The 21,979-nt window shown below is 55.4% G+C and carries 17 protein-coding genes; 9 read left to right on the top strand and 8 right to left on the bottom strand.

All coding sequences use genetic code 11. From position 1 onward, the window contains the following. The first annotated feature begins 54 nt into the window (after nt 1-54). Complete coding sequence (locus JT718_RS11120) at nt 55-609, top strand: transposase (protein ID WP_205502682.1); 555 nt, start codon at nt 55-57, stop codon at nt 607-609. 294 nt (nt 610-903) lie between these two features. Here JT718_RS11120 and JT718_RS11125 read toward each other — a convergent pair whose 3' ends face one another. Beyond that, nucleotides 904-4,185, bottom strand: coding sequence for a VPS10 domain-containing protein (locus JT718_RS11125; RefSeq protein WP_205502684.1), 3,282 nt, complete (start codon nt 4,183-4,185; stop codon nt 904-906). Nucleotides 4,186-4,557: 372 nt separating this feature from the next. Between JT718_RS11125 and JT718_RS11130 the strand changes: the two genes are divergently transcribed. The 5 genes from JT718_RS11130 to JT718_RS11150 all read left to right on the top strand — a co-directional run bounded on the left by JT718_RS11130 (nt 4,558) and on the right by JT718_RS11150 (nt 9,863). After that, nucleotides 4,558-5,553: a DUF1028 domain-containing protein gene (locus JT718_RS11130; RefSeq protein ID WP_205502686.1), complete on the top strand. Its 996-nt coding sequence runs from the start codon at nt 4,558-4,560 to the stop codon at nt 5,551-5,553. Nucleotides 5,554-5,952: 399 nt separating this feature from the next. Beyond that, a complete protein-coding gene (locus JT718_RS11135) occupies nt 5,953-7,338 on the top strand; it encodes a M28 family peptidase (protein WP_205502688.1) in 1,386 nt (461 codons plus the stop codon). 475 nt (nt 7,339-7,813) lie between these two features. Further along, a complete protein-coding gene (locus tag JT718_RS11140) occupies nt 7,814-8,434 on the top strand; it encodes a hypothetical protein (RefSeq protein WP_205502690.1) in 621 nt (206 codons plus the stop codon). An 84-nt stretch (nt 8,435-8,518) separates the two neighbouring features. Further along, entirely contained in the window at nt 8,519-9,541 is a 1,023-nt protein-coding gene (locus tag JT718_RS11145) for a glycosyltransferase family 9 protein (protein WP_205502691.1), read from the top strand. Nucleotides 9,542-9,614: 73 nt separating this feature from the next. Next, nucleotides 9,615-9,863, top strand: a complete 249-nt coding sequence (locus JT718_RS11150; protein WP_205502693.1) for a glutaredoxin family protein — start codon at nt 9,615-9,617, stop codon at nt 9,861-9,863. Between the two features lie 790 nt (nt 9,864-10,653). Here JT718_RS11150 and serS read toward each other — a convergent pair. Continuing rightward, nucleotides 10,654-11,931: a serine--tRNA ligase gene (gene serS / locus JT718_RS11155; RefSeq protein WP_205502694.1), complete on the bottom strand. Its 1,278-nt coding sequence runs from the start codon at nt 11,929-11,931 to the stop codon at nt 10,654-10,656. 274 nt (nt 11,932-12,205) lie between these two features. On the opposite strand from serS, the gene rho reads away from it, so the two are divergent. Then, nucleotides 12,206-14,122, top strand: a complete 1,917-nt coding sequence (gene rho / locus JT718_RS11160; protein ID WP_205502696.1) for a transcription termination factor Rho — start codon at nt 12,206-12,208, stop codon at nt 14,120-14,122. Between the two features lie 518 nt (nt 14,123-14,640). Here rho and JT718_RS11165 read toward each other — a convergent pair. From JT718_RS11165 to JT718_RS11180, 4 genes are all read right to left on the bottom strand, one after another. Continuing rightward, nucleotides 14,641-15,243, bottom strand: coding sequence for a hypothetical protein (locus JT718_RS11165; protein WP_205502698.1), 603 nt, complete (start codon nt 15,241-15,243; stop codon nt 14,641-14,643). A 46-nt stretch (nt 15,244-15,289) separates the two neighbouring features. Continuing rightward, the gene (locus JT718_RS11170) at nt 15,290-16,183 is read right to left on the bottom strand and encodes a UbiA family prenyltransferase (protein ID WP_205502700.1); all 894 of its coding nucleotides are present in this window, start codon (nt 16,181-16,183) and stop codon (nt 15,290-15,292) included. A gap of 9 nt (nt 16,184-16,192) precedes the next feature. Beyond that, nucleotides 16,193-17,029: a class I SAM-dependent methyltransferase gene (locus JT718_RS11175; protein ID WP_205502702.1), complete on the bottom strand. Its 837-nt coding sequence runs from the start codon at nt 17,027-17,029 to the stop codon at nt 16,193-16,195. 106 nt (nt 17,030-17,135) lie between these two features. Beyond that, entirely contained in the window at nt 17,136-17,558 is a 423-nt protein-coding gene (locus tag JT718_RS11180) for a lipocalin-like domain-containing protein (RefSeq protein WP_205502704.1), read from the bottom strand. Nucleotides 17,559-17,743: 185 nt separating this feature from the next. Between JT718_RS11180 and JT718_RS11185 the strand changes: the two genes are divergently transcribed. Then, nucleotides 17,744-18,037 carry a LysM peptidoglycan-binding domain-containing protein gene (locus JT718_RS11185; RefSeq protein WP_205502706.1) on the top strand — a complete coding sequence of 98 codons (294 nt, stop codon included), beginning with the start codon at nt 17,744-17,746 and terminating at the stop codon, nt 18,035-18,037. Nucleotides 18,038-18,205: 168 nt separating this feature from the next. On the opposite strand, the gene JT718_RS11190 is transcribed toward JT718_RS11185, so the two are convergent. Together JT718_RS11190 and acs are read right to left on the bottom strand one after the other, a co-directional pair. Next, nucleotides 18,206-18,469, bottom strand: a complete 264-nt coding sequence (locus tag JT718_RS11190) for a GNAT family N-acetyltransferase (protein WP_205502709.1) — start codon at nt 18,467-18,469, stop codon at nt 18,206-18,208. Between the two features lie 108 nt (nt 18,470-18,577). Continuing rightward, nucleotides 18,578-20,476, bottom strand: coding sequence for an acetate--CoA ligase (gene acs / locus JT718_RS11195; RefSeq protein ID WP_205502711.1), 1,899 nt, complete (start codon nt 20,474-20,476; stop codon nt 18,578-18,580). Nucleotides 20,477-20,664: 188 nt separating this feature from the next. On the opposite strand from acs, the gene JT718_RS11200 reads away from it, so the two are divergent. Beyond that, the gene (locus JT718_RS11200) at nt 20,665-21,939 is read left to right on the top strand and encodes an erythromycin esterase family protein (protein WP_205502713.1); all 1,275 of its coding nucleotides are present in this window, start codon (nt 20,665-20,667) and stop codon (nt 21,937-21,939) included. Nucleotides 21,940-21,979 lie beyond the last annotated feature (40 nt).

Below are 21,979 nucleotides of genomic sequence, written 5' to 3' on the forward strand. Positions count from 1 at the left end.
GAATCCAGAGGCGAAGGTAGCCGTTTGAAAAGATCGGGATTTGCTAGAATCCTTATGGCCAAATATGATTCCTTCAGCAAAAAGAACCGCCGCCTCTCCGGCTATGATTACCGGTGGGAAGGACTGTATTTCATTACCATCTGCACGCAAGGGCGCGAACCAATCTTTGGGGAGGTGCGTGCCGGCAAAATGATATTGTCTGATGAAGGACAGATTGCCCATGAGTATTGGCTGGAAATAGCGCAACTCTGGCCCCGCGTGTTGCTGGGCGAATTTGTGGTCATGCCCAACCACGTGCACGGCATCATCGGGTTAGAAGGGCACCTGGAAAACCAGCAGGTAAGGCAAGAGAGTAAGCCTTCTGAAGTACCGGAGAAAAACGAGTTCATGGCAGCCTTGTCGCCCAAAGCAGGTTCTATCTCCAGAATCATAAACTGGTACAAGGGTACGTGCACCAAAGCCATCAAGCGCGGGAGCACAAACTTCTTTGGTTGGCAACCCCGATTCCATGACCGCATCATCCGGAACCAGCGGGAACTGGTGCTTATTGAAAATTACATTCGGGATAACCCTGCCAAATGGCAGGATGACCGGTTCTTTAAAACCTAACACCCATATAGCACGCCGGTAAACCAAACCGTAGCGTCGTTCCGCGGAACGACGTGGTCCTACGCAGCAGAACCGTCTCTGCATAGAAGAACCAGCCTCGCAATAAATAATTCTTCTGCCCGGGAGAACGGTTTTTCCCGGGTTGAGGCGTTTCTGTTTCATGGAGACACGCCGTTCCGCGGAACGGCGCTACGATTCTGATCAGCAAGAGCTTTCGCCCTGAAACAACGCGTGCCGCAGGCAAAACGTCTGCGGCACGCGTTGTATTCCGTAAAAACGCTCAAAAACCAATGATTACAGCGCCACCTTATACTCCTTCAGCACGGGTACAGAGGTACTTTGTACTTTCTGGCGGTACTGCGCCCAGGAAGTGGAGAAGAAGGTGTTCACCTGGTCAATGGCTTCTTTGGTCAACGTCTCGGCCTGTTCTATCAATTGCGTCTCGGTTTGGGTGACCGGTGCGTTGCGGGACAGGTAAGAACGAGCCTCATTCAGTTTAGACAGCGGGGTTAACTGGTTCAGCCTACCGTACCCTTGGCGCGAAAGCGTTTTGCCCTGGATGAACTCACGGTGATTCTTGATGGAGTCCTGCATGGCGCGGGTGGCCTTTTGTAAATCCGCGGACTCTTTGCCGCTGGTCACACGCAGTTGGGCGGTCACGGCTTCGGCGGCCTCAGTAGCTTCCTGCAGACGGTCCAGGGCTTCGGTGAGTTGCTGTGTGCTTTTGTTCAGGCGTTCCTGGAATTGCCGGCGGGCCACCATGTGGTCTTTCTGGAATGGGATGCGCGGGTCTGCTTGCACTGTAAGCAGGGTAGAATCTTTGGCGCTGCCGAAGTGTATCACTACCTTGTATTGGCCCGGCATCACCTGACTTCCCGCTGGTTCGCCGCCCCGCTGACTACGGGTACCGCCAGGTTGCCGAATGCCGCGCTCGGTCAGGTTCCAGTTGGTGGTTTGGAAACCTAAGGTAGAATCGGGTTTCTGCCGCAGCGTTCGGATGAGTCTGTTCTCAGCGTCATAGATGCGAATGATCACCGAATCTGGTTGAGCAGAGGTGCGGACAGTTGCTGTAGTAGCCGCGTTTTCTTTAGCGGGCAAAGCAGTAGGCATGCTCTCACCGGTTTCTTTGTTCACCACCGTAGCCGGCATTTTCTTCTTAGAGGCTGCTTTCCTGGATGGTGCTGGAGTTGGGGTAGAAGCCTTCGGTTTGATGTAATAGCTCAGCGTGGCCCCGGTAGGGCGGTTAGTGGCCTGGTACAGGTTATCGGCATCGGAGGCATACCCGGGAGCTGAGGCGTAAGAGGCCAGATACGCTTCTGACGGTTCAAATACCGCCAAAGGTTTGTCCAGGGCTTTACCGCCCGTGGCAGCCAGTTTACGTAACGGACGGATGTTGTCCAGCACGTACACGGCCCGGCCGAAGGTACCAAGGACCAGATCCGCCTCACGCTCCTGCATCACCATATCCATTACGGGTACTGCCGGTAATCCCTGGGTCCACTGGGTCCAGTCTTTGCCTTCGTTGAGACTCACCCACAAGCCGTGTTCAGTGCCGGCAAACATGAGTTTTGGTTCTTTCGGGTCCTGTATGAACGAGAGGGCATAGCCGCGTACTTTCTTGTCATCTACCAGGCGGGTCCAGGTTTTGCCGTAGTCAATGGTGCGGTAGATGTAGGGGCTGAAATCCTTCCCGAAACGGTAATGGTTGGCTACTACGAAGGCCTCACCGGCACGGTGACGGGAAGCGGTGATCTGCGGAATCCAGGCCTCGGAGGGTAAGCCGGGCAGGCGGTCGCACAGGTTGGTCCAGGTTTTACCGCCATCGCGGGTGAGCTGCACGTGCCCGTCATCGGTGCCTACCCAAATCACGCCTTTTTCCAAGGCGCTAGGGGCCACGGTAAGGATGGTGTTGTGGTTCTCCGCCGAGGTAACATCCAGGCTCAAGCCGCCGCTATCGTGTTGTTTTTGCTGCTCGGGGTTGTTACGGGTAAGATCCGGGGAAATGGTCTGCCAGGTTAGGCCTTCATCAGTTGAATAGTGCAGGTACTGGCTGGCGTAGTACACGGCGTCTTTATTGAACGGATCCAGGGCGATGGCGGCGTTCCAGTTGAACCGAAGCTTGGTTTTGAGGTCCGGAGCGATGGGCTTGGAGAACGTGGTTTGCCCCGTTTGCTTGTCATAGCGGGCCAGGTTACCGCCCTGTGACATGGCATAGCCGTAGCGGGCATCCTCGGGGTCTGGTACCACGTCAAAGCCGTCGCCGCCCAGTACCGTTTGCCAGTAGTAATTGCGCAAACCACCGCGGGTGAAGGTGTAGGCCGGACCGGTCCAGGAGCCGTTGTCCTGCAGGCCACCGTACACGTTGTAAGGCACCTCGTTGTCTACGTTGATGTGATAGAATTGCCCCAGCGTCAGCATTTCAGGGAAACTCCAGGTTTTGCCCCGGTCCCGGCTGATGGCTACCCCGCCGTCGTTGCCGTCAATCAGCAGGTTGGGATTATCGGGGTGAATCCAGAAGGCGTGGTGATCGGCGTGCACTGCGTCCATGGAGGCCGTTACCCTGAAGCTTTTGCCGCCGTCTTCGCTCACCGCCACCGGTTGGTAGAGCATGTAAATGCGGTTCTCGTTTTTGGGGTCTACGTAAATCTCATTGAAGTAGAAAGCGCGGTTGGTCACAATGGAAGGGTCTTCGGTGACCTTGGTCCATTTCTCGCCGCCATCGTCTGAGCGGTACAGTCCGTTTTTGTTAGCTTCTACCAGGGCGTACATGCGGCTGGGCATGCTGCGGCTCTGCGCCAGGCCTAATCGCCCGAAGTCACCGGCAGGGAGTCCATCGGCAGCACCTTTCTTGCGCCAGGTTTTGCCACCGTCATAGGTGATGTACAAGCCAGAACCCGGCCCACCCGATTTGAAATCCCAACCGGTACGGCGATGTTCCCACATGGCTACCACCAGTTTGTTGGGATTGCTGGCATCCATGAACATCTCGGCCACGCCAGACCGCTCATTGGTGAACAGTACCCGCTCCCAGGTCTGACCACCGTTGACTGTTTTGTACAGTCCGCGTTCCGGATGATCTCCGAAAGGCAAACCGATTACCCCGGCGTAGACCACGTCTGGGTTGCTGGGGTCAATAGCGATGCGGTGGATGTTGAAGGTCTTGTCCAGGCCCATGTGCTTCCAGGTGCGGCCGCCGTCCAGGCTTTTGTAGATGCCGTTGCCCATGTTCACCGAGTTGCGCGGATTGCCCTCGCCGGTGCCCACCCACACCACATTGGGGTTGCTCTGCTGAATAGCCACCGCCCCAATGTTGATGTTGGGCTGCTCGTCAAAGATGGGGGTGAAGGTAGTGCCGCCGTTCTCGCTTTTCCAGACGCCGCCCGAGGCCGAGCCTACGTAAATAATCTCGGGGTTGCTGACCATGGCATCAATGGCGGTGATGCGCCCGCTCATGACGCCGGGGCCAATGCTGCGGGCCTTCATCTGCCCGAACTGCGCCATGGGCACCGTTTGCGCCTGCGCCTGCCCAAAGGCCAGCAACGACAGAAATAAAAGTTTGGGTAAAGTTTTCTTCATAAAGGGTGTGGGTTGTTTGTGTAGGTTGGTTGACTAAATGTAAGCAACAAACCGCACGTTAAGAAACAGGAGCCGAAGAAGTGTTTTTTAGCCGTTTCCTGAAAATCAGCCCCAAAACGGCGGGTAACATTCCAGCGCGGTCAGCTAACCCGGAGGCACGTTTCTGGCGGTGAAGGCCCGGACAGTCGTCTAGCCGATGCGCCCGCCCACGCCTTGGGTTTAAAGGCTGATTTCCTGAAAATTGCCCCAAAACAAAAGACCCATTGCTTGTTCTTTGAATGAGGTTGCCTAGGCAGCGCCGCCGCAAACTCCCCTGCCGGCCTGTGCGCTTTTTTGCGTAACTTACCCAACTAAACTAGGCAATCAACCTTTATGAAAAAGCTTCTTATACTGTTGGGAATTTTGGGCGCGGCAGGAGCAAGCCCGGTAGCGGCGCAGGTGTACAAACCACAGGAGCCGCTGGCCCATACCTATTCCATTGTGGCCCGTGACCCCAAGACCGGCGAAATGGCGGTGGCGGTGCAGAGCCACTGGTTCTCGGTGGGCACGGCGGTGAGCTGGGGCGAAGCCGGGGTAGGCGTGGTGGCCACCCAGTCGTTCACCAACAAATCGTTCGGGCCGCGGGGGCTTGCCTTAATGAAGCAGGGCAAATCGGCGGCGGAAACCCTGAAGCTCTTGCTGGCAAATGACCCCGGCCGCGAGGTACGCCAGGTGGCCATTCTGGACGCCAAAGGCGGCGTTGCCACGCACACGGGCGCAAAGTGTATTGCCTATGCCGGGCACATCACGGGCAAAGACTTCTCGGTGCAGGCCAACATGATGCTGAACGACCGGGTATGGCCCGCCATGGCGAAGGCCTTCGCCCAAAACGCCAACCTGCCCCTGGCCGAGCGCGTGCTGGCGGCCCTGGATGCGGCCGAAGCCCAGGGCGGCGACATCCGGGGAAGGCAGTCGGCTGCCTTGCTGGTGGTGCCCGGCAAAAGCAACAAAGAACCCTGGAACGAGCGTACGGTGGACCTGCGGGTAGACGACCATGAGGAGCCCTTGCAGGAACTTCGCCGGCTGCTTACCGTGCACCGCGCCTATGAACACATGAACAACGGCGACATGGCCGTGGAGAAAAACAATATGGCCCTGGCCATGCAGGAGTACAGCGCCGCCGAAAAGCTGCAGCCCAATAACCTGGAGATGCAGTACTGGCACGGCATCACGCTGGCCAACACCGGCAAAGTAGACGAGGCCCTGAAAATCCTGCAGCCCGTTTTCAAAGCCGACAAGAACTGGCGCGTTCTAACCGAGCGCCTGCCGCCGGTAGGCCTGCTGACGGTATCAGCGGCAGACCTGAAACGGATTCTGGCGGTGGAGTAGGATCGCCTAAAGCTAAGGGAGCAAATCATTTCCATCAGCCGTGCACTACTTCTTACTTCATGATTTCTGCTGATTGATTATAGGTTTTTGCCTTCAGCTTGCGGGCTTTTCTGTTCTTTTTTCACCATCAAAGAGTTTTTCTCTTTTGTCATCCTTAAAGGATCTTGAAAGGATCTTGGTAGCGAACGGTAAAAACGTTTGTTCTCTGCTTTTCTGGTTCGCCCACAAGATCCTTTCAGGATGACAGGAAGGGAGTATCAGGCATCAAACCAATGCAACTAGTTCCTGAGTAGAATGACACCAGAGGTCTTATCATCTGTTACTCCCGCTCTTCTCATTTCAATTTCTGATTTCTAGGTCGTAAATCGCGGCTCAGAAAAATATTCCAACCTAACCAACATGCTTCGTACCCTTAAGAAAATTACCCTGGCTGCCGCCCTTTGCCTTCCTTTGGCAACCAGCGCGCAGAATCAGGATTCCCTCCACATCAGAAAAATCTATGACCTGGCGCTTACCAAAGGCCAGAGCTATGAGAAACTCCGGTACCTCACCAGCCGCATCGGGGCGCGGTTAAGCGGGTCGCCGCAGGCCGCTGCCGCCGTTGAATGGGCCCGGCAGGAAATGGAAAAGATGGGCCTGGACCGCGTGTACCTGCAAGAGGTGATGGTGCCGCACTGGGTACGCGGCGACAAAGAATATGCCGCCATTGTGAACTCTAAAATCACCCCCACCCGCGAGGTGCAGGTGTTGGCGCTGGGCGGCTCAGTAGCCACGCCGGGCAACGGCCTTACCGCCGAGGTGGTGGAGGTAAATGGCATTGAGGAACTCAAAAAACTGGGCAAGAGAAGAGTACAGGGCAAGATTGTGTTTTTCAACAGGGGCTTTGACCAGACGCACATCATCACCGGGCACGCCTACCGCGGGGCCGTTGACCAACGCTCCAGCGGACCCTCAGAGGCGGGACGCTTGGGGGCTGTGGGCGTGGTGGTACGTTCCATGGCCTCCAACAACGATGATTTCCCACATACCGGCGGCTTGCGCTACGCCGAGGATGCCCCTAAGATTCCGGCTGTGGCCATCAGTACCAAAGGCGCTGATGTATTAAGTAAATTGCTGAAAGAAGACGAAAAGCTGCAATTCCACCTGCGCATGAACCCGCAATGGCTACCAGACGTGCTCAGTTACAACGTGATTGGCGAAATCAAAGGCAGTGAGAAACCCGACGAGATCATTGTGGTAGGCGGTCACCTGGACAGCTGGGACATCGGCGAGGGCGCCCATGACGACGGTACTGGTTGCGTGCAGTCTATGGAAGTGCTGCGCCTGATGAAGGCGATGGGCTACAAGCCCAAGCGTACCATTAGGGCGGTCATGTACATGAACGAGGAGAATGGTCTGCGCGGTGGCACCAAGTACGCTGAGGTGGCCAAAAAACAAGGCGAGAAACACATCGCCGCCATTGAGTCAGATGCCGGCGGATTCACGCCCCGCGGTTTCGGCATAAGCACTACCACCGAAGCAGCCTTCCAGAAAGCCTTCGCCTGGAGACAATTGCTGGCCCCATACGGCCTCCACGACATTGACCGCAATGGCGGCGGTGCCGACATCGGGCCGCTAAAAGATGACCGGGTGGCACTCATCGGCTTCCGGCCAGACTCACAGCGGTACTTTGACATCCACCACACCGCCAACGACACCTTTGACAAAGTGAACCGCCGTGAACTGGAACTGGGCGGTGCCTCCATGGCCGCTCTGGTGTACCTGATTGATAAGTACGGGTTGTAAGATATTCTGCCTTCAGAAGGAAAGCCTGCAGCGAGAGTTGCAGGCTTTTTTGATGAGTTTTTCAGAAAGCAGACTAAAACAGAAAGGAAATAAACCAGTCTACATCATTTAATTATGACGCGGATTTACTTCTGTGACTTCCCGGTTTAGTAAGTCACGGAAATAAATCCACTCCATAGTGGGTCTCCGCTTCTGTCATCTTGGAAAGATCTTGGTTGCGGACGGCATTAGCGCTTGATAAACGCTCTTTTAGTTCGCCCACAAGATCCTTTCAGGAGGACAGAAGGAATGGTTTGCTTGCTTTGATACTTGATTGGAAGCCTAAGGCGAAAGCTGCAGGCGCTTTTTGATGTGTTTTCCAGAAATATACCCTACAATGCTAAATCTGGCACAAGCGATGAAGGGCTGTTTTATGGAAAAGCAACAGGATCATCATCAAGAGTTGAAAGGCTGTAGAATCATTAATTAGTCACCTATGAAGTATTTGCTAAAACTATTTTTAGTCGCCGTACTTGTATTTGCAGAAGTACCTACCCATGCATGTAGCTGTTTGTCTACTAATGAAGAGAACTGGTTGCCAGTTGTTCAAAGGGAATTAAGTTTCTATCCTATAGTTTTTATTGGGGAGGTATTATTTTCCGGTAGCTATGAAGGTAAGTATTCTGTAAGGGTTGTAGATTCGTTTAAAGGCGAAGCCAAGGTTGATGCAATCATGTCTATTAGCACCTCTGGCGGTTGTTCCATGAAGCCAAGCGTTGGGCTAGGTATATTCTATGCCCAGTTAAACAAAGACGGAACGTTAGATATAAGCGAGTGCAGTATTTCAAGAAACTTAAACTTCTTGTCCAAAAATGATCCGCGCATAGTAGTAGAAAGTACTATTGGAAAACCGGTTGATCTGGATGAGGTGAAGGCAGCACGTCAGCCGCTCCTTCTCAAGAACTGGATGAACGAATACGCTCTCCTTAACGCTTACCGCAACAACCACCAAAAAGAGGAAGAACCTCAAACCACTAATTCAGACTACCTTAGCTATCTAGCTGTAGCACTTTCCTTGGTTGCCATTTTGATGGCCTTTTTTAAGAAACAGCGGTAAAACAGAATAGAAGGTACTACCGCATTCACCCGCGGGAAATCTCCCGTAAGACCCGTACCTTTGCGAGTGCAAAACGGAGTTCGCTTGAAAAAAATCCTCATCATCAGGTTCTCGTCCATTGGCGATATTGTGTTGACTACGCCGGTCATCCGGTGCGTGAAAGAGCAGGTGCCCGGGGCCGAGGTGCATTTCTGTACCAAAGCCGCTTTCCGGAATATCGTGGCCAGCAACCCGTACGTGGACAAGGTGTTTTGCCTGGAAAAGTCGCTGAAAGACTTGTTGCAGCAACTCAAAGCCGAGAACTATGATCTGGTGCTGGACCTGCACAATAACCTGCGCACCCGCATCCTGAAAACGCGTTTAGGCAAACCCAGCCGAAGCTTCAATAAGCTCAATTACCGCAAGTGGCTGTTGGTGAAGTTCAAGATCAACCGCATGCCCGATGTGCACATCGTGGACCGCTACCTGGAAACCGCTTCTCCGCTGGGCGTGAAAAACGACGGCAAAGGACTGGATTATTTCATCCCAGAGAAAGACGAAGTTGACCTGAAAACGCTGCCTGAAACGCACCAGAGCGGTTATTATGCCATAGCCATTGGGGCGCAGCACTATACCAAACGGCTGCCGGTAGACCGTCTTATTGAGCTTTGCGAGAAGATCAACGGACCCATCATTCTGTTGGGCGGAAAAGAGGATGCCGAGGTAGGAAAGATGATAGAGATGTATTTCACCTCAGAACCCTACAAAGGGCAGATTTCCTCCAACCCAGCCACCGCAAGAACCATCATCTACAACGCCTGCGGGAAGTACAACCTCAACGGTTCCGCCTCCCTGGTGCGGCAAGCCCAAGCCGTGTTCAGCCACGATACCGGCCTCATGCACATTGCCGCCGCCTTCCAGAAGAAGATCTACAGCATCTGGGGGAACACGGTGCCCGCCTTCGGAATGTACCCCTACACCCAGGATTTTGAGGTAATGGAGGTGAAGAACCTTTACTGCCGGCCCTGCTCCAAGATAGGCTATTCCAAGTGCCCCGAGCGCCATTTCCGCTGCATGCGCGAAATCCGGTTCGATTTCCAGTTGCCGGTGGTAGAACCCCAGGCGTAGCAGCAGACATCCCTTCTTTTCGGCCGCCTTTCCGGAAAAGACGTAAGAATTGGAAGAACAACCTTTAGGAGCTATGGCGGCCAAACCTATTCTTTACGGCGCAGATTGGTGCAAGAAAACCATCGCGATCCAGGATTACTTCAAAACCAACGACGTGGCGTACGACTACATCAACGTTGAACAGAGCGACGAGGCCATGCAAGCCATCAAAGACATGAACCGGGGCAGAGTGCGGTTCCCCATGGTGGTAGTAGGCGACCAAACTCCCCTAAAGAACCCCTCCCCGGAACAGTTAGACGCGGCCTTGGGGCTGGACCAGTAACGCTACCCACTTGTGACGCTTCATTTGGCCTTTAAATGTTCAGCAGTCTTTTATCCTCGCGTTTCATCCAGAAAGGGATTTATTCTCAAGCTTTATCTTTCAGACTCGCCAGAGGCGAGCGAGGGATCCTGCGGCCTCTGACCGCGTTGAGGGATGCTTTGATTAAAATGCACTCAGCGGCGAGACGCCGGCCCATTTCTCACACGCGACCGAGAGGCGAGCGAGGGAATGTGGAAGAAGTGGTTGGAACTTGTTCATGGTATATGGTTCACGGCAATTGCAAACTGCCTGCATGGTAGGTCAAAGTCACAGACTTAAACCATGTGTATTCCTTATAAACATGTATACTCTTTCTAACTAAGGGCGGAAGAGGATGCAGTGGCGTTTGCTAAGCAGACCAATTCCAGTCTTTGGCTCGAGCGCCTCGCTTGTGGCCCTCGGATAGCTTCTACTAAGAGAAGACTGCAGAGTTGGGCCGCAAGGGCAGTGCGAGGGGCAAAGACGGGGCCTCGCGGCCGTGAGCGCACCAAGCAAACTATGCAACAACCCAGCCTATAAGTCCATAGACAAGCCGCCGCCACGCCAGCTACAACCAAATCACAAAATGCCAAGCGATTGATCTGCTAGCACCACGTCAACCACAGCCAACTCAGCAACACTCATTGACTAACGACACTTTGCCACCACAGTAAACCACCCCTAAAAAGTAGAAAGCGTTTTGGGCCTGATTTAAAAAATTCGGGCCCAAAACGCTTTCAATACAATCTAGCGGAGTTCTATGCTGAAAAGGCTATTTAGTGATCATCTCAAACCCGGTATAGGCATGCAGCGCTTTGGGCAACCGAATACCTTCTGACGTCTGATTGTTCTCCAGGATAGCGGCTACTATGCGGGGCAAAGCCAGGGCGCTGCCGTTGAGCGTATGCAGCAACTGCGGTTTTCCACCCTCGGTGCGTTGGCGCAGTTTCAGGCGGTTGGCCTGGTAGGTTTCAAAGTTAGAGACAGAGCTAACCTCCAGCCAGCGGCCCTGGGCGGCAGAATACACTTCCATGTCATAGGTGAGGGCCGAGGTGAAGCCCATGTCACCGCCGCAGAGGCGCAGCACGCGGTAGGGCAGTTCCAGCTTCTGGAGCAGGTGCTGGATGTACTGGCTCATTTCCTCCAGAGCGGCATAAGACTTCTCGGGCGACTGAATTTGCACAATCTCTACTTTGTCAAACTGGTGCAGGCGGTTGAGGCCGCGCACGTCGGCACCCCAGGAACCGGCTTCGCGGCGGAAGCAGGGCGTGTAGCCTACGTTTTTAATGGGCAGTTTGCCTTCGGCGATGATCTCGTCGCGGTAGAGGTTGGTGATGGGTACCTCGGCGGTAGGGATCAGGTACAGGTTGTCGGCGGTGGCGTGGTACATCTGGCCTTCCTTGTCGGGCAATTGGCCGGTGCCGTAGCCAGAGGCTTCGTTCACCACAATGGGGGGCTGTACCTCGGTGTAACCGGCTTTGAGGGCTTCCTCCAGAAAGAAGTTGATAAGGGCACGCTGCAGGCGGGCACCCTGGCCTTTGTACACCGGGAAACCGGCGCCGGTGATCTTGTTGCCCAGATCAAAGTCAATGATGTCATATTGCTTGATAAGGTCCCAGTGCGGCTGGGCACCCTCGGGCAGTTGCGGGATGGTACCGTGCTCCAGCACCACTTCGTTGTCCTCGGCGGAGCGACCGGCGGGCACGCTGCTGTGCGGAATGTTAGGCAGTTTGTAGAGGGCCTGCTGCACGGCCAGTTCCAGGTGCTGCACCTCCTCGTCCAGGGCTTTGGTTCGCTGTTTCAGCTCAGCGGTTTCGGCTTTCAGGGCCTCGGCCTGTTCTTTCTGGCCGCTCTTCATGAGGCCGCCAATCTCCTTGGCCAGCGCGTTGGCCCGGCCCAGGAGTTCGTCACGCTCGGTTTGCAGCGAGCGCCGTTGCTGGTCCAGGTCCAGGAGAGATTGCACTTCCTGGGCGGCGTTGGGGAAGTTTCTTTTCTGTAAGCCGGCAAGAACAAGATCAGTCTGCTCGCGTAAAACGGGTATCTGTAACATGGTGCGTCTGGTTATCTGTACGCAAAAATAGAATATTTTGAATAGGCTAAGGCAACGGGCACTTTTTTGTGGGAATTTGTGTAACTTTATATATAAAATTTCTCGTATTGCTTGTAAAATAGGACGTGGCTGTCTAACATTGCAATACATTTTCTGAACGACCGCCATCCTGGTTCTTCATTTTTCTTACACACCAAATTTTTCCTGTTTTATCCGTCTGCCCGTTGCGCTCTGCAACCGCTAAGCATTGAAACTGAATTGCTAATTAATTCTTATGTACAACATTGACGAGTTGAAAGATTCTCTTCTTTCAGAGCTCAAAGAAATTGCTGAAAACCTGGGCGTTACCAATTTTAAGAAGCTCAGCAAGCAAGATCTGATCTATAAAATCTTGGATCAGCAAGCCGTAACCCCCCTTGAGAAACTCCCCAAGAAATATAAAAAAGCGTCTCGGAAGTCAGACGAGGATACCGCTACGTTGGTAGCTGAAGCACCCGAAGTGGAAGTGGCAGACGTTCCTGCCCCGGCCCCAGCCGTTGAGGCGGCCCCCGTAGCCCCGGAGCCTGTACAGGAAGCTCCCGCCGCCCCTGCCCGCCCCGCCAGAACGGCCCCTGAGCGCCCGGCCCGGGCCGAGCGAACTGCCCCTGCCGTGCGGGAAGAAAGACCCCGCCTGCCCCGTGCTCCCCGTGAAGACGCCCGTGAGACCAAAGAGCCCCAGGCGCGCCCAGAAGCGCGGGAGCCCCGCGAGACTCGTGAACCCCGCGAAAGAGTGCAGGCTCCCCGCGAGTTCCAACCCCGCGAGCCCCGTGAAAACGCCGCTCCGCGCGAAAACCGCGAGCCAAGGGAGCAGCGTGAGCCAAGAGAATTCCAGGTTCGGGAGCCCCGTGAAACCGCAACCCGTGAGCCGCAAGCCCGCGAGTTCCAGCCCCGCGAACAGCGTGAGCCAAGGGAGAACGCAAACCGCGAGCCACGTGAGAATAATCCAAACTGGCAGAATCGCCGTGAGCAGAGCCCCAATCAAGGCCAGAACCGCCCGCAGCAACAGCTCAACGTCAACAACCCCAACTTTAGGGAGTTTGACGGTGTCATTGCCAACGAAGGCGTGCTGGAGTTGATGCAAGATGGCTATGGATTCCTGCGCTCGGCCCACTACCACTACCTGGCCAGCCCAGATGATATCTATGTATCGCCGTCGCAGATCAAGTTGTTTGGTCTGAAAACCGGTGATACCGTAAAAGGTACCGTTCGTGCACCAAAAGAAGGCGAGAAATATTTTGCCCTATTGAAGGTGGATTCTGTGAACGGCCGCACCACCGAGGAGATCCGCGACCGCATTCCGTTCCAGCATTTAACGCCTCTTTTCCCGGAAGAACGCCTGAAACTGACCACCAAGTCAAGCCAGTATTCTACCCGCATCATGGACCTGTTTGCCCCCATAGGCAAAGGCCAGCGTGGTTTGATTGTGGCCCAGCCTAAAACCGGTAAAACGGTATTGCTGAAGGAAATCGCGAACGCCATCACTGAGAACCATCCGGAAGTTTACCTGATGATCCTGTTGATTGACGAGCGCCCGGAAGAGGTTACTGACATGGCCCGCAGCGTGAAAGCCGAGGTAATTGCCTCCACGTTTGACGAGCAGGCCGAGCGCCACGTGAAGATCTCCAGCATTGTGTTGGACAAAGCCAAGCGCATGGTAGAGTGCGGGCACGATGTGGTTATTCTGCTGGATTCTATCACTCGTCTGGCCCGCGCGTACAACACCGTGGTGCCGTCTTCCGGTAAAATCCTATCGGGTGGGGTAGATGCCAACGCCTTGCACAAGCCGAAGCGCTTCTTTGGGGCAGCCCGTAACGTGGAGAACGGCGGCTCCCTGACCATCATCGCCACGGCCCTGATTGACACCGGCTCTAAAATGGACGAGGTAATCTTTGAAGAATTCAAAGGTACCGGTAACATGGAGCTTCAGCTGGACAGAAAACTGGCCAACAAGCGCGTGTACCCCGCTATCGACGTGCCGGCTTCCGGTACCCGCCGCGAGGACCTGCTCATGGACCGCGACGAGCTCAGCCGCGTGTGGATTCTGCGCAAGTTTATGTCAGACATGAACTCGGTAGAAGCCATGGAGTTCCTGAAAGACCGCATGAAGGGCACCAAAGACAACGAAGAGTTCCTGATCTCCATGAACGGCTAGTTTTTGGATAGACACAAGATATTTGTAGAGACACAAGATATAAGACGCAAGACACAGGATTCTCTGAGGTCTTGGGAACTAGAGGGCTCCGCAGGAAACTGCGGAGCCTTTTTTTATTTCATTGGCGATCTGTTTTTTGGATTGTTTCATCAAAATTAGGCTCAAAACGGACTAGAGCAACCTCTTCCCTGTATCTGGCGCGAGACTCCAGTCTCGTGACTTAGGATGATGTGAACGCTCTAGACTCGCCGGGAATTATCTTTTCTGTTGCCCTATGGCGCGGAAGTTACTTCCGTGCCTTTCTCAGATAGTTCCATAGCAAATGATGGGAATAATTCCCGCGCTATAGTTTAACTATGGTTCCTCAGCAATGGGTGGGTTCGCTGCGGTGCAGCGAGGGTAGTCGGGAGGCTACCCGGCATCTGTAGGCACGAGTCAGAGACTCGCGCCAGCGAAGGTCCGCGAAGGAAGGTGGAAATTTTTTTATTGAAACCATTAACCATCAACCAACCCGCAGGTTACCCGCCAAACCTGCCGTAGCGTACGGCTTTCTTCTGTTCTGGGTCATAGACCAGCAGGCGGCCGTCTTCTTTGCCAAGCAGGTACTTGAACCCAATGGCCTTGGGGTTGGACTGGATGCGGCGCCAAGTGGTTTCGTTCACGAAGGAAGTCTGGGCGGGGGCGTTGGGCGCAATGGCGGGCGACACAAAGTCAGAAGGTTGCACAAACTCATCCATGCGCTTGACAATGTAGGCCTCGCGGTCAGATAGGGTGGCGGGCGAACTCAGCATCTCGTAGACCATGCTGGCCTCCAGGTCGGCGGCGCTGAAACGCTCCTCGTAGATTAGGCGGCCATCAAAGGTGGTAATGGTAAACAAGACCTGTCCGCCGGTGATGGAGTCCCCGTGCAGGGCTAACCGGAAATAATCGGGCTGGGTGTCTGACGAGAACAGGTGCGTGCGCTGGACAATGTGCTGGATTTCCCTGGAGGTATCAACGTCTTTTTGGCCGCTTTGGGAGGTGGAGGTGCCGTTTTCTGAGGAAGAAGGGGTGTTCTCTTGCGTAGAAGAGTGGCAGCTGCACAGAAACGCCAACGCTACCCACCAAATTGTTTTTGCCATGGTTTCAGGAAAATAGCCCAAAAAAGGTGTACGTGCAGCGTGGGCCTTAGTTCCCGGGCGCGGCCTGCCAGAAGTGCCAGAAAATAATAAGCCCGAACGCAAAACTCATGCACAGCGAGGAGACCTTGTTCATGCGCATGGTGTTCTCAAAGTTTGCCGCCCTGGGGTCGCGCTTCACCTCCAGGAGCCATCTGGTAAAGATCAGCACCACCGGGCCGGTGCCCAGCAGAAAGAGGAGGCCGTTCCAGGGCTCGCCCCGGCGCCAATAGGTGTAGCACAGCAGGGCCGTGGCCAGCAGCAAGCTTACGGCGGCAAATACAAACGTACCCCACAGGCCCAGCAAGAGACTCAAGGTCTGGTCGCCGCGGCGGGCGTCTTCCTCGTGCTGGTACACCTGCGTGAGCGGATAGGAGCCGCACAGGAACAACGAGCTCACCAGGGCCAGCAACAGGTTGTTCTGGCTCAGGATTATAGGAGGGGCAACGCCCATGCCCACCTGCACCATGACAAAGGTGAACGCGCCCTGAAAAATGACCACCACCACAGTGCTCAGGATGGGGTATTTCTTCAGCCTGATGCCTTTGTAACTATACGCCTTAGACACCAGCAGATACAGCAGCACCATGGCGGCGAACGGCCAGGAGAGCAGCAAGGAAAGCAGCACCGCCAGCGTGTCAAACAGCAGCACCAGCCAGTAGAGCTGTTGGGTGACCTTGGGCGGGTGCTTCAGACCGCCAATGCTGCCCTCGTCCCGGTCATAGTACGAGTTGTAGCCGTTGCTGGCGGGGTATACCAACAGGTGCAGAATCAGGAACACGGCGGCGGCCTTCCACCCCGTTACCTCCGGCGCGGCGCTGAGCGCAAACCAGTAAATGGGCATCAAAAACAACGAAAACGGAATGCGCAGCAGGCGCCAGGCATCGGACCAGGAGGCGTTCATGGTTCAGGTTTACGAGGTGGGGTAACCAATAAGATACAAGACGCCGGTGCCGCTCCAGTGCCGGGCCCGCCCGATGTGCCACGTGTAATGCGGCGCCTGCAGGTTGGTCACCATGGTACGCAGATGATCAGGCGTGTACAGGCGCAGCAACGACACGGTACCGTCCCACACCGTACCCAGCGGAATAAGCGGCACCAGGTACGTGAAAAAAAGCCGGCTCCATTTGAAAGGCCTGATAAAGGGCGTAATGAGCAGGATCACCCACGGAAATACCAGCCAAACCAGCAGCAGCTCATGCCAGCGCTTGCCGGCCCCCTCAAACACCGCAATGCCCTGGCGCTGTTGCACGGCATCGGCCAGGATGGCTTGTGCGGTTTGGGGCCTGAAATGGTGAAACGCCGAAAAAACGGTCCGGAACCCGGTAAGGTGGTACGGGACCGCCGTGGCGTCTACCGGGCTGGGTTCAAACCGCAGGGCACCCCGGCTTTGCTTCGCCAGCAGTTGGTACGCCTCCAGATTGGGGTATTTGTCGGTGAGGGTGACGGTGAATGGGTGGCCGGCCTGTTTCTCCAGCTCCTGCCACACCTGCCTTATGCCGCCGCCCGCGCCGGAACAGAGGTCCACCACCTGGGTCTGGCCGGTGTGGGCCAGGGCTTGCCGCAGGAGCGGCACAATGGGTTTGTACATGCCCAGGGCCGTGATCATGACGCGCAGCACATCCATCATGCCTTGCCGCACCACATGCGGAAACCAGGGCTGGTCTTCCAGTTCAAATAAGTGCCAACGGAATTTCAAAGCAGTAAGGGTAGTGGTGCGTGGGGTAATGTTACGGGTTTGGGGCGGCATGCGCAAATGGTGGGCTTGCCCGCTGGTCAATTATTGGGTGGCAGGCAGAAAAGAGCCCGCACAACAGGCATTGCGCGGGCTTTAAAGAGGAAACTGCTGGCCGGAATTACTGGGCCTCCAGCGTGAGGGTAGAGCCGTCTGGCGCCTGCAGCTTCATTTTGTCGTCGCTCAGTTCAGCCACCTGAAAGTTCTCGCTCACGTTGTTGCCTTGGTAGGTAAGGCTCAGGTTCTTGTTGGCGGCATCGTACATCCAGGTGCCGTTGGCCGATTCGCTCTGCGAGGTCTGGGTGAAGTTGCCGTTGGCGAAGAACTGAATCTGCTCCTGCTTTTCGTCTGAGGTGAGCTTGTCTTTGTCGCCCGAGGCGGTGGTCTCTTTGCTGGCTTTCCAGATTTTGCTGTTGGCCCCTGAGATCATCTGGCTGTTGCCGCCTTCAGATTTCTTGTTGCAGGCGAACGAAAAAAGAGTAAGCCAGACCAGGCAGAAAATGGGGAGCAGGCGGTAAGCCGGAAGTGCAATCTTCGTTTTCATAGTTTTGTTTTTTTGGTTCAGGTCTATCAGTAGTTGCCGTACGCAAACTCGTTTTTCATACGTTGCTTTTCTGGCACAGTTCTACGGAAAACAACAAACTTATCTGGTGGGGCCTCGTAAGAAATATCCTGTATGCCAGGTGCATACTCACTAGTGAGTTTGACTCAGATGCAAAAAATACAACTATGGGACTATTTGATTTCTTAAAGAAAGGCGAGGAAAAGCCGGTGCAGAAACCAGCCGCCCAACCCGCTGCCAAGCCGGCCGCGCAGCCCGTGGCGGCCCAGCCCGCCGCCGCTCCCCAGCAGCCTGCCTATGATACCTACACCGTGAAAAGCGGCGATTCCCTGTCTAAGATCGCCAAGAACTTTTACGGCGATGCCCAGCAGTGGCACAAGATTCACCAGGCCAACCTGGACAAGATCAAGGACCCCAACCTCATAGATGTGGGTTGGCAGCTCAAGATTCCTAAGGCGTAAAAGACACTTATTAGGTTTGTTTGTAGAGAGAAAAGAGTCTGGGGCTATACCCAGGCTCTTTTTCTTTTGGACCGGTTTTCAGGAAAAAGCCCCTGAAACAGGAGCGGTACTCTTTTAGAGTACCGCTCCTGTTTCAGGGGCTTAGGATGCCGGGCAGCATCGCAGCTCTTACTGCGGGTTCTGCTCCAGGTACCGGGCCACCGCCGGGCAGGAGGCCCGCACCTGCAGCCCGTGGGAGGAGGCGTATTCCAGCCCGCGCTTGATCAGCTGCTCGGCGTAACCTTTGCCCCGGTGCTGCTCCTCAATGAAGGTATGCTGAAAGTCTATGGTCTCCGGCTCCGGAAGCCCGTAGGCCAGCTCCCCAATATCTTCCTGCTCCAGCAAGGCCGTGAACTGCTGGGCTTCCTTGTCGTGGCGAATGTCTAAGCTCATGTTTGAAGGGGCTAAATGGTGTAGTTCTTTGGCAATCAACCAGTATAGTACCCGCTCCTGGCCTAAAAGGTTGAGCCTAAACAGCGCCGGACACAAAAAAAAGGGGCCTTAAAGGGCCCCTTGGATAATCTCATCTACCACTGGCGGGTCTAAGAGCGTGCTGGTGTCGCCCAGGTTAGACGTGTCGCCCTCGGCCACCTTGCGCAGGATGCGGCGCATGATCTTGCCCGACCGCGTCTTGGGCAGACCGCTCACAATCTGGATCTTGTCTGGCTTGGCGATTTTCCCGATCTGGTCTACCACCGTTTCAATCACCTCGGCGCGCAGGTTCTCCGGGTTTTCGGGTGCTTCCTCGCCGCACACCACAAACGCATAAATGCCCTGGCCCTTCACGTCGTGCGGATACCCCACCACGGCGCTTTCCACAATGTGGCGGTTCTGGTTGATGGCGTTCTCAATCTCGGCGGTGCCGAAGCGGTGCCCCGACACGTTGATCACGTCGTCTACCCGCCCAATGATGCGCCACAGGCCATCTGCATCCCGTTTAGCTCCGTCGCCGGTGAAATACATGTTTTGGTACGTGCTGAAATAGCTTTGGCGGCAGCGCTCGTGGTCGCCGTAAGTGGTCCGAATAATGCCCGGCCACGGGAACTTCATGCACAGATAGCCTTCCACCTCGTTCTCGGTGATCTCGTCGCCGTTCTGGTCCACCAGAATGGGCTGCACGCCCGGAACAGGGAATCCGGCGTGGCTAGGCTTCATGGGCGTAACGCCGGCCAGGGAAGTGAGCATGATGCCTCCGGTCTCGGTCTGCCACCAGGTGTCTACCACCGGACAACGCTCTTTCCCCACGTGGATGTGGTACCAATGCCAGGCTTCCTCGTTGATGGGCTCGCCCACGGAGCCCAGCACTTTCAGCGAATCAAGGCTGTAGGAGAGTACGTGGTCCAGACCGGCGGCCATGAGCGACCGAATGGCGGTGGGGGCGGTATAGAAAATGTTGACGCCAAATTTGTCTATCACCTGCCAGAAACGGCCCGGGTCTGGGAACGTGGGCACGCCCTCAAACATGAGCGTAGTGGCCCCCGAAAGAAGCGGGCCATACAGCAAATAGGAGTGACCGGTAATCCAGCCAATATCGGCGGTGCACCAGTAAATGTCACTCTCGTTGTACTGAAACACGTTCCGGAAGGTATAGTCGGTGTAGACCATGTAGCCGCCGCAGGTGTGCACCACGCCCTTGGGCTTGCCGGTAGAGCCCGAGGTGTACAGGATGAAGAGCAGGTCTTCGGAGTCCATTTCTTCGGCGGGGCAGTTTTTATCTACGTGCTGCAGTTCCTCGTGGTACCACACGTCACGGCCTTCCACCATGTTCACGGCCCAGCCCACGCGGTCTACCACAATCACTTTTTCCACACTGGGGCAGTCGGCAATGGCTTCGTCTACCACGCGTTTCACCGGAATCTGCTTAGGCCCGCGGTTGAGGCCGTCTGAGGTGAGCACCACTTTGGCCTGGGCATCGTTGATGCGGTCGGCCATGGCGGTGTGGGAGAACCCGGCGAAGATCACCGAGTGCACGGCCCCGATGCGGGCGCAGGCCAGTACAGAGAACGCCAGTTCCGGAATCATGGGCATGTAAATGCACACGCGGTCGCCTTTCTGCACGCCGTTGCGCTTGAGAATATTGGCCATCTGGCACACTTTCTCGTGCAGCTCGCGGTACGTGAACCGGATGAAGCGCTCTTTGGGGTCATTGGGCTCCCAGATGAGGGCCAGTTTGTTGCCGCGGGTGGCCAGGTGGCGGTCCAGGCAGTTCTCAGTGATGTTCAGTTTCCCGTTGACAAACCATTTTACGTTGGGCTCCTCAAAATTCCAGTCCAGCACTTTGTCCCATTTCTTGCGCCAGGTGAAGTTCTCAGCAATGCCAGCCCAGAACTCCTCGGGCTGCTCCACGCTTCTCTGGTACGTGTCCTGGTACTCCTCAAAAGATTTTATGCGGTAATCCATTTTTGTTGGTTAGGTCGGTTTAAGGGCCTAAATATAGAATTTCTCCCGCAGGAGGCAAGAAACAGAATGCAATGTGGTGGGTTTTTAGGGCGTTTTTTGAAAATTAAGCAATAATTGGCTTAGTTGGTGGTTTGATTGTTAAACAGGCAGCGGGGGAGGTTTCAGGCAGTTTCACACACAACGCAAACATGAACAAGTACCTCTGTTTCCTGCTGCTCTTGGTAGTTTCCCCCTCCGGATACGCTCAGCAGAAGGTGAAAGACTACGTGCAGAAGAACCTGGCACTCCTTCGGTCCATCTCCCCGGACGAGGTGGATTTTTCCGATCTGGAAGCCATCGGGGCCGCGGTGGGCGACGCCCGGATTGTGATGCTGGGGGAACAGACCCACGGGGACGGCTCCACCATGCAAGCCAAAACCCGGTTGGTGAAGTACCTGCACGAGCGGAAAGGGTTTGACGTGCTGGCTTTTGAGGGTGACTTCTTTGGCCTGACCGCAGGGTGGGGGCAGGTGCAGAAGAGTCCGGCCGGGGTGAAGTCATTTTTGTGGCGGAACCTGCACAATGTGTGGCCCGCCTGCGCGCAGTTTGCCGATCTGCTCAACGTTTACCTTCCCGGCACTTACCTAACCCAGAATCCGCTGGAGGTCTGTGGCTTTGACAACCAGGTGGGCTACGCGTACAGCAATGCGCTTCTGAAAGATTCCATTGACCAATACCTCCGCCGGCGGCAAATTGCTTACACCAACTCCGAAGGATACACCCGGAAATTCCTGCCCACCCTCTCCAAATTCAAAGGCAGGTTCTGGGAGGGCGACGAGAACGTGGCGGGGCTCCAAAGGTTTGTAGCGGCGGCAGACACGGTGCTGGCGCAGCTGGGACCAGGAGCGTTCCATGACTTTGGCTATCTCACGCTAGAGAGCGCAAGGTCCTTTGCCCAGCAATCCCTGGCGCACGGGAACAAGGTCGTGAGCTCCAACCTTCGGGATGCCCAAATGGCCAAAAACCTGAAGTGGCTGGCAACGCATAAATACCCGAACAGAAAGATCATTGTGTGGGCGGCCAGCGGGCACATCATAAAAAACACCGACACGGCCATGAAAGACAAATCAGACGCCGCCATTACCTGCATGGGCACTTGGTTTGCCAGGAACAGCGCCCTGGAGCGGCAGACGTACGTTCTGGGTTTCACCTCCCTGCAGGGAGCCTGGAAATTTGCCACGTCCGCCAAGGGATATTCCGTGCAGCGGCCCAGGAAAGGGGCGTTTGAGACCTGGATAGACCCAAGCCTGGCCTACGGCTTCGTGGATTTCCGGCGTTTCCGGGGCGAAAACCCTGGTTTTAGGGAGGTGTTCTCCATGAAAGGGCACGGCCCCAACAACAAACTGGCGAACTGGACCAACGTGTTTGACGGGGTCTTCTACATCCGGGACATGGAGCCCTGCGGCACCGTCCGCTACAACTAAACCCGGTGGCATGGCCGGAGCCGCTTTCGGTTGCCAGCTG

The sequence above is a fragment of the Rufibacter psychrotolerans genome, assembly GCF_016924645.1.
GTDB classification, from domain to species: Bacteria; Bacteroidota; Bacteroidia; order Cytophagales; family Hymenobacteraceae; genus Nibribacter; species Nibribacter psychrotolerans.

What these genes read in the sequence shown, in the direction of transcription:
- JT718_RS11120 (WP_205502682.1), top strand. Translation starts at nt 55, where the DNA reads ATGGCCAAATATGATTCCTTCAGCAAAAAGAACCGCCGCCTCTCCGGC.
- JT718_RS11125 (WP_205502684.1), bottom strand. Translation starts at nt 4,185, where the DNA reads ATGAAGAAAACTTTACCCAAACTTTTATTTCTGTCGTTGCTGGCCTTT.
- JT718_RS11130 (WP_205502686.1), top strand. Translation starts at nt 4,558, where the DNA reads ATGAAAAAGCTTCTTATACTGTTGGGAATTTTGGGCGCGGCAGGAGCA.
- JT718_RS11135 (WP_205502688.1), top strand. Translation starts at nt 5,953, where the DNA reads ATGCTTCGTACCCTTAAGAAAATTACCCTGGCTGCCGCCCTTTGCCTT.
- JT718_RS11140 (WP_205502690.1), top strand. Translation starts at nt 7,814, where the DNA reads ATGAAGTATTTGCTAAAACTATTTTTAGTCGCCGTACTTGTATTTGCA.
- JT718_RS11150 (WP_205502693.1), top strand. Translation starts at nt 9,615, where the DNA reads ATGGCGGCCAAACCTATTCTTTACGGCGCAGATTGGTGCAAGAAAACC.
- serS (WP_205502694.1), bottom strand. Translation starts at nt 11,931, where the DNA reads ATGTTACAGATACCCGTTTTACGCGAGCAGACTGATCTTGTTCTTGCC.
- rho (WP_205502696.1), top strand. Translation starts at nt 12,206, where the DNA reads ATGTACAACATTGACGAGTTGAAAGATTCTCTTCTTTCAGAGCTCAAA.
- JT718_RS11165 (WP_205502698.1), bottom strand. Translation starts at nt 15,243, where the DNA reads ATGGCAAAAACAATTTGGTGGGTAGCGTTGGCGTTTCTGTGCAGCTGC.
- JT718_RS11170 (WP_205502700.1), bottom strand. Translation starts at nt 16,183, where the DNA reads ATGAACGCCTCCTGGTCCGATGCCTGGCGCCTGCTGCGCATTCCGTTT.
- JT718_RS11175 (WP_205502702.1), bottom strand. Translation starts at nt 17,029, where the DNA reads ATGCCGCCCCAAACCCGTAACATTACCCCACGCACCACTACCCTTACT.
- JT718_RS11180 (WP_205502704.1), bottom strand. Translation starts at nt 17,558, where the DNA reads ATGAAAACGAAGATTGCACTTCCGGCTTACCGCCTGCTCCCCATTTTC.
- JT718_RS11185 (WP_205502706.1), top strand. Translation starts at nt 17,744, where the DNA reads ATGGGACTATTTGATTTCTTAAAGAAAGGCGAGGAAAAGCCGGTGCAG.
- JT718_RS11190 (WP_205502709.1), bottom strand. Translation starts at nt 18,469, where the DNA reads ATGAGCTTAGACATTCGCCACGACAAGGAAGCCCAGCAGTTCACGGCC.
- acs (WP_205502711.1), bottom strand. Translation starts at nt 20,476, where the DNA reads ATGGATTACCGCATAAAATCTTTTGAGGAGTACCAGGACACGTACCAG.
- JT718_RS11200 (WP_205502713.1), top strand. Translation starts at nt 20,665, where the DNA reads ATGAACAAGTACCTCTGTTTCCTGCTGCTCTTGGTAGTTTCCCCCTCC.